Origin of the sequence: Pseudorhodoferax sp. Leaf267, from assembly GCF_001422405.1 — a bacterium.
Classification (GTDB): Bacteria; Pseudomonadota; Gammaproteobacteria; order Burkholderiales; family Burkholderiaceae_C; genus Pseudorhodoferax.
Genome location: NZ_LMMV01000001.1, coordinates 391,251 through 406,474, shown reverse-complemented (window position 1 = coordinate 406,474; position 15,224 = coordinate 391,251). Strand labels below are relative to the sequence as shown.

Annotated in this window: 13 protein-coding genes; 7 read left to right on the top strand and 6 right to left on the bottom strand. The window is 72.5% G+C overall.

Features of this window, described 5'->3' with window-relative positions; translation table 11 throughout:
* Positions 1–45 precede the first annotated feature (45 nt).
* Genes ASF43_RS01890 through ASF43_RS01865 form a run of 6 tightly spaced genes read left to right on the top strand, consistent with a single transcriptional unit; the run spans position 46 to position 9,318 of the window.
* A complete protein-coding gene (locus tag ASF43_RS01890) occupies positions 46–819 on the top strand; it encodes a SapC family protein (RefSeq protein ID WP_056175870.1) in 774 nt (257 codons plus the stop codon).
* A 6-nt stretch (positions 820–825) separates the two neighbouring features.
* Positions 826–2,724 (top strand): HlyD family efflux transporter periplasmic adaptor subunit, encoded by a 1,899-nt coding sequence (locus ASF43_RS01885; protein WP_056175868.1) that lies wholly within the window; start codon positions 826–828, stop codon positions 2,722–2,724.
* Positions 2,725–2,755: 31 nt separating this feature from the next.
* Entirely contained in the window at positions 2,756–4,894 is a 2,139-nt protein-coding gene (locus ASF43_RS01880) for a hypothetical protein (protein WP_056175865.1), read from the top strand.
* Between the two features lie 4 nt (positions 4,895–4,898).
* Positions 4,899–6,953, top strand: a complete 2,055-nt coding sequence (locus tag ASF43_RS01875; RefSeq protein WP_082497539.1) for a hypothetical protein — start codon at positions 4,899–4,901, stop codon at positions 6,951–6,953.
* Positions 6,950–7,840: an efflux RND transporter periplasmic adaptor subunit gene (locus tag ASF43_RS01870; protein WP_056175859.1), complete on the top strand. Its 891-nt coding sequence runs from the start codon at positions 6,950–6,952 to the stop codon at positions 7,838–7,840. Before ASF43_RS01875 ends, ASF43_RS01870 begins: the two co-directional genes overlap by 4 nt.
* Complete coding sequence (locus ASF43_RS01865) at positions 7,837–9,318, top strand: TolC family protein (protein ID WP_056175856.1); 1,482 nt, start codon at positions 7,837–7,839, stop codon at positions 9,316–9,318. Before ASF43_RS01870 ends, ASF43_RS01865 begins: the two co-directional genes overlap by 4 nt.
* A 35-nt stretch (positions 9,319–9,353) precedes the next feature.
* Here ASF43_RS01865 and ASF43_RS01860 read toward each other — a convergent pair whose 3' ends face one another.
* Both ASF43_RS01860 and ASF43_RS01855 read right to left on the bottom strand, forming a co-directional pair.
* A complete protein-coding gene (locus ASF43_RS01860) occupies positions 9,354–9,908 on the bottom strand; it encodes a DUF427 domain-containing protein (RefSeq protein ID WP_082497538.1) in 555 nt (184 codons plus the stop codon).
* A 355-nt stretch (positions 9,909–10,263) separates the two neighbouring features.
* Positions 10,264–11,055, bottom strand: a complete 792-nt coding sequence (locus tag ASF43_RS01855) for a TerC family protein (RefSeq protein ID WP_056177996.1) — start codon at positions 11,053–11,055, stop codon at positions 10,264–10,266.
* Between the two features lie 261 nt (positions 11,056–11,316).
* On the opposite strand from ASF43_RS01855, the gene ASF43_RS01850 reads away from it, so the two are divergent.
* Positions 11,317–12,600, top strand: a complete 1,284-nt coding sequence (locus tag ASF43_RS01850; protein WP_056175853.1) for a DUF2254 domain-containing protein — start codon at positions 11,317–11,319, stop codon at positions 12,598–12,600.
* A gap of 94 nt (positions 12,601–12,694) precedes the next feature.
* Here the strand turns inward: ASF43_RS01850 and ASF43_RS01845 are convergent, their stop codons facing one another.
* The 4 genes from ASF43_RS01845 to ASF43_RS01830 form a co-directional block, all read right to left on the bottom strand.
* On the bottom strand, positions 12,695–12,910 hold the full coding sequence (locus tag ASF43_RS01845) for a molybdopterin-binding protein (RefSeq protein ID WP_056177994.1): 216 nt from the start codon (positions 12,908–12,910) through the stop codon (positions 12,695–12,697).
* A 179-nt stretch (positions 12,911–13,089) separates the two neighbouring features.
* Entirely contained in the window at positions 13,090–13,260 is a 171-nt protein-coding gene (locus ASF43_RS01840) for a hypothetical protein (protein ID WP_156373091.1), read from the bottom strand.
* A gap of 138 nt (positions 13,261–13,398) precedes the next feature.
* On the bottom strand, positions 13,399–14,280 hold the full coding sequence (locus ASF43_RS01835) for an AraC family transcriptional regulator (protein WP_056175848.1): 882 nt from the start codon (positions 14,278–14,280) through the stop codon (positions 13,399–13,401).
* A 76-nt stretch (positions 14,281–14,356) separates the two neighbouring features.
* A complete protein-coding gene (locus tag ASF43_RS01830; protein ID WP_056175845.1) occupies positions 14,357–15,184 on the bottom strand; it encodes an alpha/beta fold hydrolase in 828 nt (275 codons plus the stop codon).
* Between the last annotated feature and the right edge of the window lie 40 nt (positions 15,185–15,224).

Sequence of the window (15,224 nt, the reverse complement as noted above, 5' to 3'; positions counted from 1 at the left end):
CCGCACCACAATCGCCCACCCTGCAACCGGAGCATCGCGACATCCATGCCTGTTCAGCAACTGATCTACGAAACGGCCGTGCCGGTCTCGGCCGCGCGCCACGGCAGCTGCGCCGTGGAGGGCGCCGAGAGCTTCGGCTTTTGCCGCCACCTCAACTCGGTGCCCGTGATGGCCGCGGAATTCGCGCGTGCCAGCGAGGACTACGCCATCGTGTTCGCCGACACCGGCACGCCCGACGAGGTCGTGCCGCTGGTGCTGCTGGGCGCACGCGCGGGCGAGAACCTGTACCTGGACGCGGCCGGCGCCTGGCGCGTGCCCTACGTGCCGGCCTTCATCCGGCGCTACCCGTTCATCTTCTCCACCTCCGACGAGGGCCAGACCTTCACGCTGTGCGTGGACGAAGCCTTCACCGGCCTGAACTGGCAGGGCCGCGGCCAGGCGCTGTTCGACGCCGAGGGCAAGCCCACGCCCTACGTGGACGGCGTGCTGCGCTTCCTGCAGGACTACCGCCAGGAGTTCACCCGCACGCGCGCGCTGGCGGCCCGGCTCAAGGCGCTGGACCTGCTAGAGCCGATGCAGGCCGAGTTCACGCTGGGCTCGGGCGAGAAGCTGGCGCTGGGCGGCTTCCACGCCATCAGCCGCACCCGGCTGCATGCGCTGGACGACGCAGCCCTGGCGGCCCTGGCCCGCGGCGGCGAGCTCGAACTGGTGCACCTGCACCTGCATTCCATGCGCAACTTCCAGGCCCTGAGCCAGCGGCTCGTGGGAACCGCCGCAACCGCCACCGCCCCCACCGCTGCCACGGCCGAGCCCGCCTAGCCGGCGATGGGGGACGACTCCGAGCTGCACGCGTTCGCAGGAACGGCCGCGCCGCGCGCCGAGGCGGCCGACTGGGCGCGCTTTGCCAATGCGCACGACGACACCGAGTTCCACCAGGCCTGGCTGGCGCTGCTGTGCGCGCAGGTCACGCAGGTGGAGTCGGCGCTGCTGGTGCGCGGCACGGTGGCCCGGGGCGGCTTCAGCGCGGCGGCGGCCTGGCCCGACCCGGCCCAGGGCGCGCGCGCGCTCGGGCCGGTGGCCGAGCGCGCGCTGGCCACGGGGCGCGGCGACATCCGCGGTGCGCTGTCGGGCGCGCTGCCGCCGCGGCCCGGCGAGCCCGTGCACGTGGCCTACCCCATCGCCGTGGACGGCGCGCTGCACGGCGCGGTCGCGCTGCAGCTGCGCGGCGTGCCGGGGCTGGACCTGCAACGCGCGCCGCGCCAGCTGCATTGGGCCAGCGCCTGGCTCATCGAGCGCATCCGCGCCCGCGCCATGCAGCCGCTGCAGGCCGAGCTGTCGCGCATGGCGCTGGTCGGCGAGCTGCTGGCCACCGCCATGCAGCACCCGCGCCTGGGCGCCGCCTCGCTGGCCCTGGCCAACGAGGTGGCCGCCCGGCTGCGCTGCCACCGCGTGAGCCTGGGCTTCGAGCGGGCCGGCAGCATCGCGGTCGAGGTGCTGTCGCACACCGCCACATTCGATGCGCGCGGCAACGGCGTGCGCCTGATCGGCCAGGCCATGGACGAGGCGCTGGATGCCGCCAGCCTGGTGCGCCACCCCGTGGCCGCCGGGCATGAGGCCGCGGACGCCATCGACCCGCTGGCCCAGCAGGCGCTGGCCGACGCGAACGACAGCGCCGGCGTGATGTCCGTGCCGCTGATGGACCAGGGCCGCACGCTGGGCGTGATGACGCTGGAGCGTGCCGATGCAGCCTTCGACGACGGCGAGGCCGCCAGCGTGCGCGCGCTGGGCCTGATGCTGGGGCCGGTGCTGGCGCTCAAGCGCGAGAACGAGCGCGGCCTGCTGCGCCGCACGGCCGATGCCACGCGCGCCGCCGCGCACGCCGTCGCCGGCCCCGGCCATGCGGGCGCCAAGCTGGCCGCGGTCGTGGTGCTGGCGCTGCTGTGCGCGCCAGCGCTGGTCACGGCGCCGTGGCGCGTGTCGGCCCGTACGGTGGTCGAGGGCGAGGTGCAGCGCTCCAGCGTGGCGCCGTTTGCCGGCGTGCTGGCCGACAGCCAGGTGCGCGCGGGTGACGTGGTGCGCGCCGGCCAGGTGCTGGCCCGCATGCAGGACCGCGACCTGCAGCTCGAGCGCACGCGCTGGGCGGCCGAGGAGGACCTGGCCGACCGCCGCTACCGCCAGGCCGCCGCCGCGCAGGACCGCGCCGAGATGGCGCAGGCCCAGGCCCGCATCGCACAGGCCGCGGCGCAGCGCCAGCTGGCCGAGCAGCAACTCGCGCGCGCCCAGGTGCTGGCCCCGTTCGACGGCGTGGTGGTCAGCGGCGACGTGCGCGCGCTGCTGGGCACGCCGCTGGAGTCGGGCAAGCTGTTGTTCGAGGTGGCGCCGCTGGACCGCTGGCGCGTGGTGCTGGAGGTGGACGAACGCGACATCGCGGCCGTGCGCACCGGCCAGCACGGCGAGCTCGCGCTGGCGGGGCTGACCGGCGAACGCGTGCCGTTCGAGGTGGCCCAGGTCACACCCGTCTCCACGGCGCGCGACGGCCGCAACTTCTACCGCGTCGAGGCCCGGGTGCGCGAGGCCTCGCCCCCCACGGCCGAGGCCGCACGCCTGCGCCCCGGCATGGAGGGCGTGGGCAAGATCGGCGTGGGCGAGGCACGGCTGTGGTGGATCTGGACGCACAACCTGACCGACTGGCTGCGCCTGGCGTTCTGGAAGTGGATGCCGTGATGCGCGCGCCACCGCAGCCGCAGGAACGACCGTGAGCCAGCGCCCCACCCTGTCCGACGACTGGTACCGCGTGGCCGGGCTGCGGCCCGCGCTGCGCGCCCACGCGCGCACGCACCGCCATGTCTACCGCGGCCAGGTCTGGTATTTGCTGCGCGACCCGGTCTCCAACCGCACGCACCGCTTCGCCCGGCCGGCCCACCGCTTCATCGCCGCCATGGACGGCCGGCGCACCGTGCAGCAGCTGTGGGAACGCGTGAACAGCCAGCTCGGCGATGCCGCGCCGACCCAGGGCGAGGTGGTCGGCCTGCTGGGCCAGCTGCATGCGGCCGACCTGCTGCAGTCCGACGTGCAGCCCGACACGGTGGAGATCTTCGAGCGCGGCGAGAAGCACACGCGCAGCAAGCGCCGCCGCGCCTGGACCAACCCGCTGGCCATCCGCATCCCGCTGTGGGACCCGGACGCCTGGCTGGACCGCATCGCCCCGCTGATCCGCGTGGTCTGGGGGCCGTGGGGTGCGCTGGCCTGGCTGGCGCTGGTGCTGCCGGCGCTTCTGCTGGTGGCGCCGAACTGGTCGGACCTGTCGAACAATTTCTCCGACCGCGTGCTGGGCACGGACAACCTGCTGCTGCTGTGGCTGGTGTTCCCGGTCATCAAGGTGCTGCACGAGCTGGGCCATGCGTTCGCCGTCAAGCGCGGCGGCGGCGAGGTGCACGACATGGGCGTGCTGCTGCTGGTGCTGATCCCCGTGCCCTACGTGGAGGCCAGCGCGTCCATCGTGTTCACCTCGCGCGTCGAACGTGCGCTGGTCGGCGCGGCCGGCATGCTGGTCGAGCTGGCGCTGGCCGCGGCGGCGTTCTACCTGTGGCTGGTGGTGGAGCCCGGCCTGGTGCGCGCGCTGCTGTTCAACGTCATGGTGGTGGCCAGCGTGTCCACGCTCATCTTCAACGGCAACCCGCTGCTGCGCTACGACGCCTACTACATCCTGATCGACCTGATCGGCATGCCCAACCTGGCGCAGCGCTCCACGCGCTGGTGGGGCTGGCTGCTGCGCCGCCATGCCTTCGGCATGCAGGACGCCGAGGCGCCGCGCGCCACGCGCAGCGAGCAGGCCTGGTTCCTGTTCTACGGCCTGGCCTCCAGTCTGTACCGCGTGCTCGTGGCCGTGGGCATCGCGCTGTTCGTGGCCGGGCAGTTCTTCTTCATCGGCGTCGTGCTCGCCGTGTGGTCGCTGGTGTCCATGGTGCTGCTGCCGCTGGGCAAGTCGTTCGCCTACCTGGCCAGCCCCGCGCTGGCCGGCCACCGGCGGCGCGCCTGGGGCGTGACCGCAGCGGCCCTGGCCGGCGTGGCGGCGCTGCTGTTCGTGCTGCCGGCGCCCTCGCGCAGCATGGCCGAGGGCGTGGTGTGGCTACCCGACGAGGCCCGCGTGCGCGCCGCCAAGGACGGCCTGGTGGCGCGCGTGGTGGCGCCCGCCGGCGGGCCGGTGCGCGCGGGCGACCTGCTGGTGGAGATGCGCGACCCCACGCTGGCGGCGCAGCTGGCGCAAAGCCGCGCCCGCGTCGACGAGCTGCGCGCGGGCTGGGAGGCGCGCTGGCGCGAGCCGGCGGCTGCCGGGGCGCTGCGCGAACAGCTGGAGCACGAGCGCGGCGCGCTGCGCCTGCTGGAGCAGCGCCATGCCGAGCTGCAGGTGCGCGCCCAAGTCGACGGCCGCTTCGTGCTGGCCAACGCGGCCGACTGGCCCGAGCGCTGGGTGCGCACCGGCGAGCTGTTCGGCTATGTACTGGGCAGCACGCCACCGATCGCGCGCGTGGTCGTGCCGCAGGAAGCGGTGGACCAGGTGCGCCGCGCCACCGAGGCGGTGCAGGTGCGGCTGGCGCACCGGCCGGCCGACGTGGGCGCGAGCCGCATCCTGCGCGAGGTGCCGCAGGCCGAGGCCTACCTGCCCAGCGCCGCGCTGGCGATCGAGGGCGGCGGGCGCCTGGCCACCGACCCGCGCGACCCGCACGGCAGCCGCACCCTGGAGCGCACCTTCCAGTTCGACGTGGCCCTGCCGCAGGCCGCGCCCTGGTTCGGCGAGCGCGTCTACGTGCGCTTCTCCCACCCCATGGAGCCCATGGGCTGGCAGTGGTTGCGCGCGGGCCGTCGGCTGCTGCTGTCGCATTTCCAGTGGTGAGGCCATGAACTCCCTGCGCGGCAGCATGGCCCTCGACCCCGGCGCGGACACCGCGGCCAACCGCCCCTACCTGGAGCGCGCCGAGCCGCAGCCGAACTGGCTGGACCGCACGGCGCACTGGCTGGGCGCGCACAGCGTGGGCTGGCTCGCCCGCCGGCTGGGCTGGCAGCGGCGGCGCATGGCGGCCATCGTGCCCCTGGTCGAGCGGCACGACGCGGCGCTGCGTGCGCTGGACGATGCGGCCCTGCAGGCGCGCGTGCGGGCCCTGCGCGCCGCGCTGCGCGCGCATGGGGTGGACGGACGCGGCGGCGACGCGCGCATCGCCGAGAGCTTCGCCCTCGTGCGCGAGGCCTCGGCGCGCGTGCTCGGCATGCGGCACCACCCCTGCCAGCTGATGGCCGGCATGGGCCTGGTGCAGGGCCACCTCGTGGAGATGGCCACCGGTGAGGGCAAGACCTTCGCCGCCACGCTGGCGGCGGCCACCATAGCGCTGGCCGGCCACCCGGTGCACGTGATCACCGTCAACGACTACCTGGCCGAGCGCGACGCGCACGAGATGGCGCCGCTGTACCGCTTCCTGGGCCTGTCGCTGGGCGTGGTGCAGCACGGCATGGACCGCCCGGCGCGGCGCGTGGCCTACGGCAGCGACATCACCTACTGCAGCAACAAGGAGCTGGCCTTCGACTACCTGCGTGACCGCGTGGCGCCGCGCGGGCGCTCCAGCGCGCTGCATGTGGCCTGGGACCATCTGCGCCACGACGCAGGCGCCGCGCCGGCCGACCCGTCGCAGGTCGTGGTGCTGCGCGGTCTGGCGTTCGCCATCGTCGACGAGGCCGACAGCGTGTGCATCGACGAGGCGCGCACGCCGCTGATCCTGTCGGCCACGGTGCAGGCCCCCGACCAGACGCGCCAGTGCCTGGACATGCTGGCGCTGGCGCGCAGCCTGCAGGGCGGCCTGCACTACACCGTGGACCACTTCGCCCGCACGGCGCGGCTGACCGACGCCGGCCGCGCGCAGCTGGACGCGCATGCCCAGGGCCGCGACGGCTGGTGGAGCTCGCTGCGCGCGCGCGAGGAGAAGCTGGAACAGGCGCTCAGCGCGCTCACACTGTTCCAGCGCGACCGGCACTACCTGCTGGGCCCGGGCGAGGACGGCCGGCAAGCCGTCGTCATCGTCGACGAGTCCACCGGGCGCGCCATGCCCGACCGCTCATGGGAACGCGGGCTGCACCAGTTCATCGAGGCCAAGGAAGGCGTGCCGCTGACCGACCCGCGCGAGACGCTGGCGCGCATCACCTACCAGCGGCTGCTGCCGCGCTACATGCGGCTGTCGGGCATGAGCGGTACGGCCGCCGAGGTGGCGCCCGAGATCCGCCGTGTCTACGGCCTGGAGGTGGTGCGCGTGCCGCTGCACCGGCCGTCGCGGCGCCTGCTGCTGGCGCCGACCTTCGTGGCCACGCAGGCCGAGAAGTGGCAGGCCGTGGTGGCCATCGTGCGCCGCGAGGCGCTCGGCCAGGGCCGGCCGGTGCTGATCGGCACGCGCTCGGTCGGCGCGTCCGAGGCGCTCAGCGCCGCGCTCACCGCGCACGGCATCGCGCACGCGCTGCTCAATGCGCGCCAGGACCAGGCCGAGGCCGCGCTCATCGCCGGCGCGGGCGACCCGGGCCGCGTGACGGTGGCCACCAACATGGCCGGGCGCGGCACGGACATCCGCCTGGGCGCGGGCGTGGCCGCGCGGGGCGGCCTGCACGTGGTGCTGACCGAATACCACGGCTCGGCCCGCGTGGACCGCCAGCTCATCGGCCGCTGTGCGCGCCAGCACGACCCGGGCAGCGCCCAGGCTGTGGTGGCGCTGGACGACGAATTGTTCAGCGTGTGCACCCCGCGCCTGGCCGGCTGGCTGGCGCAGGCCGGGGCGGCGCCACGCTGGTGCCATGGCGCCTTGCGCGCATGGGCGCAGCACCAGGCCGAAGCGCACGACGCGCAGGCCCGCGCGCGCACCTTGGAACAGGACCGCCGGCTGCGCCGCACGCTGGCCTTCTCGGGGAGTGGTGAATGAAGAAGAAGTTCGCGGCACGGGCGACCGCCGCCGCGCTGGTGCTGCTGGCGCCGCTGCATGGCATCGCCCAGGTGCCCGCGCCTGCCAGGGCACCGGCTGGCGCGCCGGCCAGCGTGCCCGATGCCTTCGAGTGCGTGATCGACGTCTACCAGACGGTGGAGCTGCGCGGCCCCAGCGATGGCCGCATCGCCGCCGTGCTGGTGCGCCGCGGCGACAAGGTGCGTGCCGGCCAGGCGCTGGTGCAGCTGGAGGCCAGCGCCGAGCAATCGGCCGCCGACGCCGCAGCGTTTCGGGCCACGATGCAGGGCCGCATCGAGACCGCGCGCAACCGCATCGATTTCGCCGGCAAGAAGCTGGCGCGCATCAACGACCTCCACCGGCAGAACTACGCGCCCGCCAAGGAGCTGGAGGAGGCCGACGCCGAGAACAAGCTGGCCGCCTCCGAGCTGCGCGAAGCGCTGGAGGCGCAGGAGCTGGCCAGGCGCGAATCGGCGCAGGCGCGCGACCTGCTGGCCCGGCGCACGCTGCGCAGCCCGTTCGACGGCGTGGTGGCCGAGCGCCGCGGCAACCCGGGCGAGCAGGCCGATGGCGGCCCCACGCGCCAGCCCATCCTGAAGCTGGCCCGCATCGACCCGCTGCGCGTGGAGGCGGTGCTGCCGCTGGCCATGTGGGGCCGCGTGCGCGTGGCCGGCGGCGCCACCGTCATGCCCGAGACGCTGGGCGGGCGCTACCGTGCGCGCATCACGCAGGTGGACAGCCTGTTCGACGCGGCCAGCGGCACTTTCGGTGTGCAGCTCGACATGCTGAACGCGCAATCGCAGTTGCCCGCGGGCATCCGCTGCAAGCTGGAATTCGACACGCCGGCCAGCGGGAGGCCGGCACCATGAGACTGCCCGCCCCTGGTCGCCGCACGGGCCGGCTGCACCGCGCCGCGCTGCCGCTGGTGCAGGCCCTGGCGCTGGCCGGGCTGCTGGCGCCGGCCCATGCGCAGCAGCCGCTGGACCCCTGGGGCGTGATGCGGCTGGCCGCGCCCGCGGACTCCCTGGCCGCCAGCGCCGACCCCGCCAGTGCCGCGTGCGCCGTGCAGGCCAATGCGCCGGCGGGCACAGCCGCGCAGCCGCTGACCCTGGAACGCGCCGTCTCGCTCGCGCTGTGCACCAGCCCGCGCGCCCGCACGGCCTGGGCCGGTGTCGCCGCCCAGGGCGCCCAGCTCGGTCAGGCGCGCGCCGGCCTGCTGCCCAACCTGAACATGGCGGCATCGCGCACGCGCGACCACCAGGACACGGGCAACACGCCGGCCACGACCGTGCAGGCCAACGGCTTGAACCTCACGATGAACTGGCTGCTGTTCGACTTCGGCGCGCGCCGCGCGTCGATCACGCAGGCCGAGCAAAACCTGCAGGCCGCGCTGGGCAGCCGCGACGCCGCCCTGCTGGACACGGTCGCCGAAGTGGCGCAGGCCTGGTACGACGCGCAGACCGCTGCCGGCGCCCTGGCCGCCACGGAGGTGGCCGGCGGCACGGCGGCCGAGATCCTGAAGGCGGCCGAAGTGCGCGTGGCCGCGGGCAGCGCCATCTCGCTGGACGCCATGCGGGCACGCAACGCCCTGGCGCAGGCCCAGCTGGCCACGGCCCGCGCGCGCAGCAACGAGCACATCGCCCGCGCCGCGCTGGCGCGTGCGCTGGGCCTGGACGTCCGCCGGCCGCTGGTGCTGTCGTTCGAGGCCGACGACGGCGCAGTGCCGGTGCCCGCGTCGACCGCCGCCCCCGCACAGGAACTGGACACGCTGGTGGGCCAGGCCCTGGCCAGCCACCCGGCCCTGCGTGCCGCACGCGCCCAGATCGCAGCCGCCCAGGCCCGGGTGGACGGTGCCAGCGCCGAGCGCTGGCCCAGCCTGAGCCTGTCCTACGGCAACTACCGCAACGGCCGGCCCAACACGGCACTGACCAGCTCGCAAAGCCGCGAGCAACTGGTGGCCGTGACGCTGTCCATCCCGCTGTTCGACGGCTTCGGCCGCAGCTACCGCATCCACGAGCAGCTGGCCGGCCTGCGGGCACGCGAGGCCGACGCCGCGGCGGCGGAATCGCGCATCGCCTTCGAGGTCTGGCGCGCCTACCAGACGGTGCAGGCCGAGACCACGGCCGTTGCCGCCAGCGGTGAGCTGGTCCAGGGCACGCAGGAAGCGTTCGCCGCCGCCCGCGCGCGCCACCTGGCCGGTGCCATCGACATCACCGAATGGCTGGCCGCCCAGCGCGAGGCGGCCATGGCACGGCAGGAACAGGTGACGGCGCTGGCGGCCTGGCGCAACGCGCGGGTGCGGCTGCTGGCGATGCTGGGCAATGCGGGGTTCTGGGCCACGCCGTAGCGGGCGGCTGCAGCAGACAGCGGCTGACGCAGCCGCTACCAGCCTGTGCTGCCCGGCCCGCCCTTGAAGGGGCCGGCCAGGTCAGGCGTGATCCACCCCCCATAGAAGGGGCCAGCCTGTGGACGGGCCTGGGATCCGCCGACGCGGCAGTCGAGATGGTGGGCATAGAAGGCCACGCAGTCGGCGAGCGGCTCGGCACCAGCCAGGGGATGGGGGTAGCTCCAGGCGACCTGGTCCAGGCGGCGCGCGTCGTCCACCAGATTCCAATAGCGCGCCGGCCCCTTCCACTCACAGAACGAGCCGCCGCCAGCGGGCTCCAGCAGTCCAGGCCGCACATCGGCCAGCGGCAGGTAGAACGTGGGAGGGTGGGCCGTTTCGCGGACGGCCCAGGCGGCACGTGTGCGCGCAATTTCGAGATCGCCCCACAGCACCACGATCTCGCGAGGTTCACGCACCAGCTCCGGCGGCCTGGGGAAGTCCCATACCGACACCTGCCCTGCCGCAGGCACGTCGGCGAAGGGGGGCCGCTGTGTGCCGCGCCACTGCCACTGCGCGCGGGTGCGATCGAGCCATTTGGAATCGGTGCTCATGCAGGCGGTCAAAATAAACGACGAGGCGCAAGCGCCGGGAGCCCAGGGCGATCCAGCACCGCCTGCTCCTAGTGTCTGCCGGCCTTGGCCCGCATGGCCTCCAACAGGATCAGCAGAAACGGCGCGCCGAGAATCCAGACCGGTAGGGCCCAACTGTGCCAGGTGCTCATGTCATCTCCTTGAGGTGGGGACGCCACTTCGGCACCCCTGACCATGGATGGTGAACCTGCCGGGCCTGTCGCGTGTCGGACGTGGCGCCGGCATGCAGTGCGCCTGCACCGGCCCCGGCGGTCGAGCAGGTTGCGCGGCCTGCGGAACGAACCTGGCCACCGACACACCAGGGTCGTCGCCCTGCCTACGAAGCACGCTCGGCGCTGCGCTGCCTGGACCTGCGCGACAGCATGTTGAGCCCCTCCACCAGCGTGGAGAACGCCATGGCCGCGTAGATGTAGCCCTTGGGCACATGCACGCCGAAGCCGTCGGCGATCAGCACCGCGCCGATCATGAGCAGGAAGCCGAGCGCCAGCATCACCACCGTGGGGTTCTTGTTGATGAAGTTGGCCAAAGGCTCAGCGGCCAGCAGCATCACCGTGACGGCCACCAACACGGCGATAACCATGACGGCCAGGTTGTCCGTCATGCCCACAGCCGTGAGGATGGAGTCGATCGAGAACACCATGTCGAGCAGGATGATCTGCACGATCACGGCCGAAAACGAGACCACCACCGGGCCGGCCTTTTCGAACACGCTGCCCGTGGGCGCCGGGTCCACGGCGTGGTGGATTTCCTTGGTCGCCTTCCAGATCAGGAACAGGCCACCGGCGATCAGGATCAGGTCCTTCCACGAGAACTGGGTCTCGAAGCTGGGCTGGCCATTGGCGCCGATGGGCCCGGCCCAGCCCAGGTCGAACACCGGCGCCGTGAGCCCCACGATCCACGCGATCATGGACAGCAGGGCCAGCCGCATCACCAGCGCCAGCGCGATGCCCAGGCGGCGCGCCTTGGCGCGTTGCGACTCGGGCAGCTTGTTCGACAGGATGGAGATGAAGATCAGGTTGTCGATGCCGAGCACGACCTCCATGACGACGAGGGCGAACAAGGCGGCCCAGGCGGCTGGGTCCGTGAACAGGGCCTGCAGACTTTCCATGGAGATGCTTTCGAGCAGAGAGAGGGGCGCGATCATGGGGCTGCACGCTGCGCAAACGACAAATGCCGGACGCCGATTCGGGGAATTGCGGCGCCGTGATGGCGCGCTGCAGGCGCCCATCCTGGTGCGCTCAAGGCCGGGCCGCCATGCGCCCAGTCGAAAAACCGGCGCATGCGCGCGACGGCGCCGACACCACATCGTCGTGCGCGCCTACACAGCACCCCGGGCCAGGGCGGGCGTGCACTGCCTAAGCTCGGTCGCATGTCCGAAAAGCTGATCTTTCTGCTGCAGCGCACCCTGCGCAAGACCTGGCTGCGCTGCACCTTCTTCGCGCTGTTCGCGGTCATTGCCGTCGTGCTGGCGACGCTGCTGGGGCCTTACATCGACGAGGATGTGGCACTCAAGCTCGGCTCCGACGCCATCGGCAGCCTGCTCAACATCCTGGCGTCCAGCATGCTGACCGTTGCCATCTTCTCGGCAAGCACCATGGTGTCGTCGTTCGGCGCCGTCGCCAGCAGCGCGACGCCCAGGGCCTCGCAACTGCTGATCGAAGATTCGACGATCCAGAACACGCTGGCGGCGTTCATCGGCGCCTTCGTCTACAGCATCATCGCCCTGGTGGGGCTGCATGCCCATGTGTATGGCGACGGCGGCCGGCTGGTGCTGTTCGGCTTCACGCTGATCGTGCTGGTGCTGGTCGTGATCGTGCTGCTGCGCTGGATCGACTACCTGTCGGTGCTCGGGCGGCTGGGCGAAACGATCCGGCGCGTGGAAGCCGCCACGCGCAAAGCCATGGACCAGCGCATCGACAAGCCCTACCTCGGCGGCGTACCACAGCGTGCAGGCGACAGAGGCGCCCACCCGCTCATGGCGCCGACGACGGGCTTCGTGCTGCACGTTTCGATGGACCTGCTCCAGGCGCAGGCGGAGAAGCTGGGCCTGCGGCTGCACCTGCACGTGCTGCCCGGCCACTTCGTCGAGCCAGGCACGCCCATCCTGTCTGCCGACGGGCCCGTGGACGCACAGGCGAGTGCAGCGCTGTGCGATGCCGTGTCGATCGGGCCGGCCCGCACGTTCGACCACGATCCGCGCTTCGGCCTGGTCGTGATGGGCGAGATCGCGGCCCGCTCGCTGTCGGCCGCCGTGAACGATCCTGGCACCTCGTTCGACGTGATGGCCACCGCCGTGAAGGTGTTGTCGTACTGGACGACGGCCATGGGCCAGCGCGGCGAGGACGCTCAAGCGCCGCAGTTCGACCGCATCGCCGTGCCGGGCATCCACGAGGCCGGCATGGTGGAGGACGTGTTCGCGCCCATCGCCCGCTACGGGGCCGGCGCGGTCGAGATCGGCATCACGCTGCAGCGCGCGCTGCGCTCCGTGGCCCGCCTGGACGGCAACATCGCCGTGGCGGCGTCGGCCATGTCGACGTACGCGATGCAGCGCGCCGTGCATGCAGGGCTGCCGCAGGTCGACCTGGACGCATTGCGGCACAGCGCGGCCTGGGCACAGGGCGCGGCACCCATCCCGGCACGGGCGGCCGCCTGAGCCCTGCGCGACCACCGGTCGAACGGCCCCAGGCCGCCATGGCGCCGGGCGCCATGCAGCTTCAGCGCCGGCGCATGCGGTGCGGACGGTCGCCCTACAGCTTGGCGATCGACACCTCGGTCGACTTGACCAGCGCCACCACGTCCGAGCCCGGCACGAGTGCCAGCTCGTCGACCGAGCGCGTGGTGATGACGGACGTGACGATGCCCCAGGGCGTCTGGACATCGACCTCGGAGACGACGTCGCCGCGGATGATTTCTTTGACCTTGCCGCGGAACTGGTTGCGGACGTTGATGGCTTGGATGGTCATGTGGGTACTCCCTGTTGAAAAAAACGAGACGGCCCTGATCGCCCAGGCGTCCACGTTCTTGCTATCGAACGCGGCGCGGCCGTCGGCCGGTGCCAGGTGGACGGGCTGGCTGTCGGTGCACTGCAGGCGGTTCTTGTCCAGCTGCCTGACCAGCAGGCAGTGCACGTTGCTACCCTTGTTCAGCGCTGCTCGCCGATGCGCAGCTCTGGCCGTGCCTGGGCATGGGCCACGGGCAGGGCCAGCAGGTTCACGGTCACGGCGATGGCAAAGACGGCGAACAGCGCCCAGGCCAGGTGGCGCAGCGCGCGTGGCCAGCCCGGCGCTGCGTCGTCGAAGGGGTTGGATGTCATGGTGGGGTCCAGGTGCATGGGAGGGATGCACGAGTGTGCGCAGGCCAGCACCGAAAGAGAACGAACAAATACGCCGCCGCTTATGCGCTTTCCAAGTAAGAAAGGCCGGCCCGGCACGCTGCGGCGCGCCCTCCCCTGTCAGCCGGCGAGCTGGCGCCGCCAGGCGCCGGGCGGCATGCCCACGGCCTGAGCGAACACACGCGTGAAGTGGCTCTGGTCGGCAAAGCCGCAGGCCGCGGCGATGTCGGCCAGCGCAAGGCTGGCGTCGGCCAGCAGCCCGCGCGCCATTTCCACGCGCTGCGCCTGCAGCCACTGGTGCGGCGTCTGGCCGGTGCTGGCGCGAAAGGCCCGGATGAAGTGGCTGCGCGACAAATGGCAGGCGTCGGCCACTTCGCTGATGGAGATGTCGCCGTCCATGCGGCTGCGCAGCAGTTCCTTGGCGCGTCGCTCGTGCACGTGCGACAGGCCGGCACGCTTGACGGGCGACCCGGCTGCGGCGCCGCCGTATTGCTCGATCAGGTGCGTGCCGATCACGGTCGCCATCTGGTCCACGAACAGCGTGCTGGCCTCGGCCGGCCGCGCCAGCGCGGGCAGCAGCGCGCGCGCCAGGTGGGCCAGAACGGCGTCCTGCAGGCCCGTCACGCATTCCAGCCCGGTCACGCGCCGGCCCAGGCGCTCGTCTGTTGCCCGCGCGAAGAAGGCGGGCGAGACCTCCAGCAGCACGAAGTCGAAGGCGCCCAGCATGTCGGCGCAGTAGTCATCGGCAAAGCTGCGCACGTAGACGCCGCTGGTCTCGAAGTCGTGCGCGGTGGCGTGGTGCGTGTGAAAGATGCGCCGGCGGTGGCCCGAGTTCAGCGACACGCCGACCAGGTAGCCGCGGTCGCTGGCGGGCGTGGTGACCTGGCCCAGCGCTGCGTCGGTGGTGCGCTTGCGGTACAGCCGCAAGCCCGGGCCGGCCAGCTCCTGGTCGTGGTGCAGCTTGCCGGCGGCGCAGCCCAGCGAATCGGTGACAGCCAGCATGGGCGCTCCCGGTTGAACAGGAGTGGCACCTTAACACCGGGCGGCGGCACGCCCGTGCAACGGCCCCGCCCGCGTGTCAGCCCTGGATGAAGGCCAGCAGGTCCGGGTTGATCACATCGGCATTCGTGGCGCACATGCCGTGCGGGTAGCCGGGGTAGACCTTCAGCGTGGCGCCCTGGACCAGCTTGGCGGTGAGAACGCTGGAGATGGCGATCGGCACGACCTGGTCGTCATCGCCGTGCATGACGAGCGTGGGCACGTCGAACTTCTTCAGGTCTTCGGTGAAGTCGGTCTCGGAGAAGGCCTTCACGCCCTCGTAGTGCGCCAACGCAGAGCCCGCCATGCCCTGCAGCCACCACTTCAGCGCCAGGCCCTCGGACGCCTGCGCACCGGGGCGGTTGAAGCCGTAGAACGGGCTCGGGAAGTCCTTGAAGAACTGGGCGCGGTTGGACGCCACGGCCGCACGGATGCCGTCCAGCACCGCCATCGGCACGCCGTTCGGGTTGGCCGCCGACTGCGCCATCAGGGGCGGCACGGCACTGATCAGCACGGCCTTGGCCACGCGCTGCGTGCCGTGCCGGCCGATGTAGCGCGCGATCTCGCCGCCACCGGTGGAGTGGCCGATGTGCACCGCCTTGTGCAGGTCCAGGTGTTGCGTCAGCGCCGCCAGGTCGTCGGCGTAATGGTCCATGTCGTGGCCCACCGAGGTCTGGCTGGAGCGGCCGTGGCCGCGCCGGTCGTGGGCGATGACGCGGTAGCCCTGCTGCACGAAGTACAGCATCTGGCCCTCCCAGTCGTCGCTGGACAGGGGCCAGCCGTGCGAGAACACGATGGGCTGGGCAGCCTGGTCGCCCCAGTCCTTGTAGAAGATCTCGGTGCCGTCTTGCGTGGTGATCGTGGGCATGGGTTGCGCTTTCTGCGGGTTGAGGAATCGGTGGGTGCGG

Bases quoted from the DNA above. Each gene is read 5' to 3' on its own strand.
- ASF43_RS01890 (WP_056175870.1), top strand. From the start codon at position 46: ATGCCTGTTCAGCAACTGATCTACGAAACGGCCGTGCCGGTCTCGGCC.
- ASF43_RS01885 (WP_056175868.1), top strand. From the start codon at position 826: ATGGGGGACGACTCCGAGCTGCACGCGTTCGCAGGAACGGCCGCGCCG.
- ASF43_RS01875 (WP_082497539.1), top strand. From the start codon at position 4,899: ATGAACTCCCTGCGCGGCAGCATGGCCCTCGACCCCGGCGCGGACACC.
- ASF43_RS01870 (WP_056175859.1), top strand. From the start codon at position 6,950: ATGAAGAAGAAGTTCGCGGCACGGGCGACCGCCGCCGCGCTGGTGCTG.
- ASF43_RS01865 (WP_056175856.1), top strand. From the start codon at position 7,837: ATGAGACTGCCCGCCCCTGGTCGCCGCACGGGCCGGCTGCACCGCGCC.
- ASF43_RS01860 (WP_082497538.1), bottom strand. From the start codon at position 9,908: ATGAGCACCGATTCCAAATGGCTCGATCGCACCCGCGCGCAGTGGCAG.
- ASF43_RS01855 (WP_056177996.1), bottom strand. From the start codon at position 11,055: ATGGAAAGTCTGCAGGCCCTGTTCACGGACCCAGCCGCCTGGGCCGCC.
- ASF43_RS01850 (WP_056175853.1), top strand. From the start codon at position 11,317: ATGTCCGAAAAGCTGATCTTTCTGCTGCAGCGCACCCTGCGCAAGACC.
- ASF43_RS01845 (WP_056177994.1), bottom strand. From the start codon at position 12,910: ATGACCATCCAAGCCATCAACGTCCGCAACCAGTTCCGCGGCAAGGTC.
- ASF43_RS01840 (WP_156373091.1), bottom strand. From the start codon at position 13,260: ATGACATCCAACCCCTTCGACGACGCAGCGCCGGGCTGGCCACGCGCG.
- ASF43_RS01835 (WP_056175848.1), bottom strand. From the start codon at position 14,280: ATGCTGGCTGTCACCGATTCGCTGGGCTGCGCCGCCGGCAAGCTGCAC.
- ASF43_RS01830 (WP_056175845.1), bottom strand. From the start codon at position 15,184: ATGCCCACGATCACCACGCAAGACGGCACCGAGATCTTCTACAAGGAC.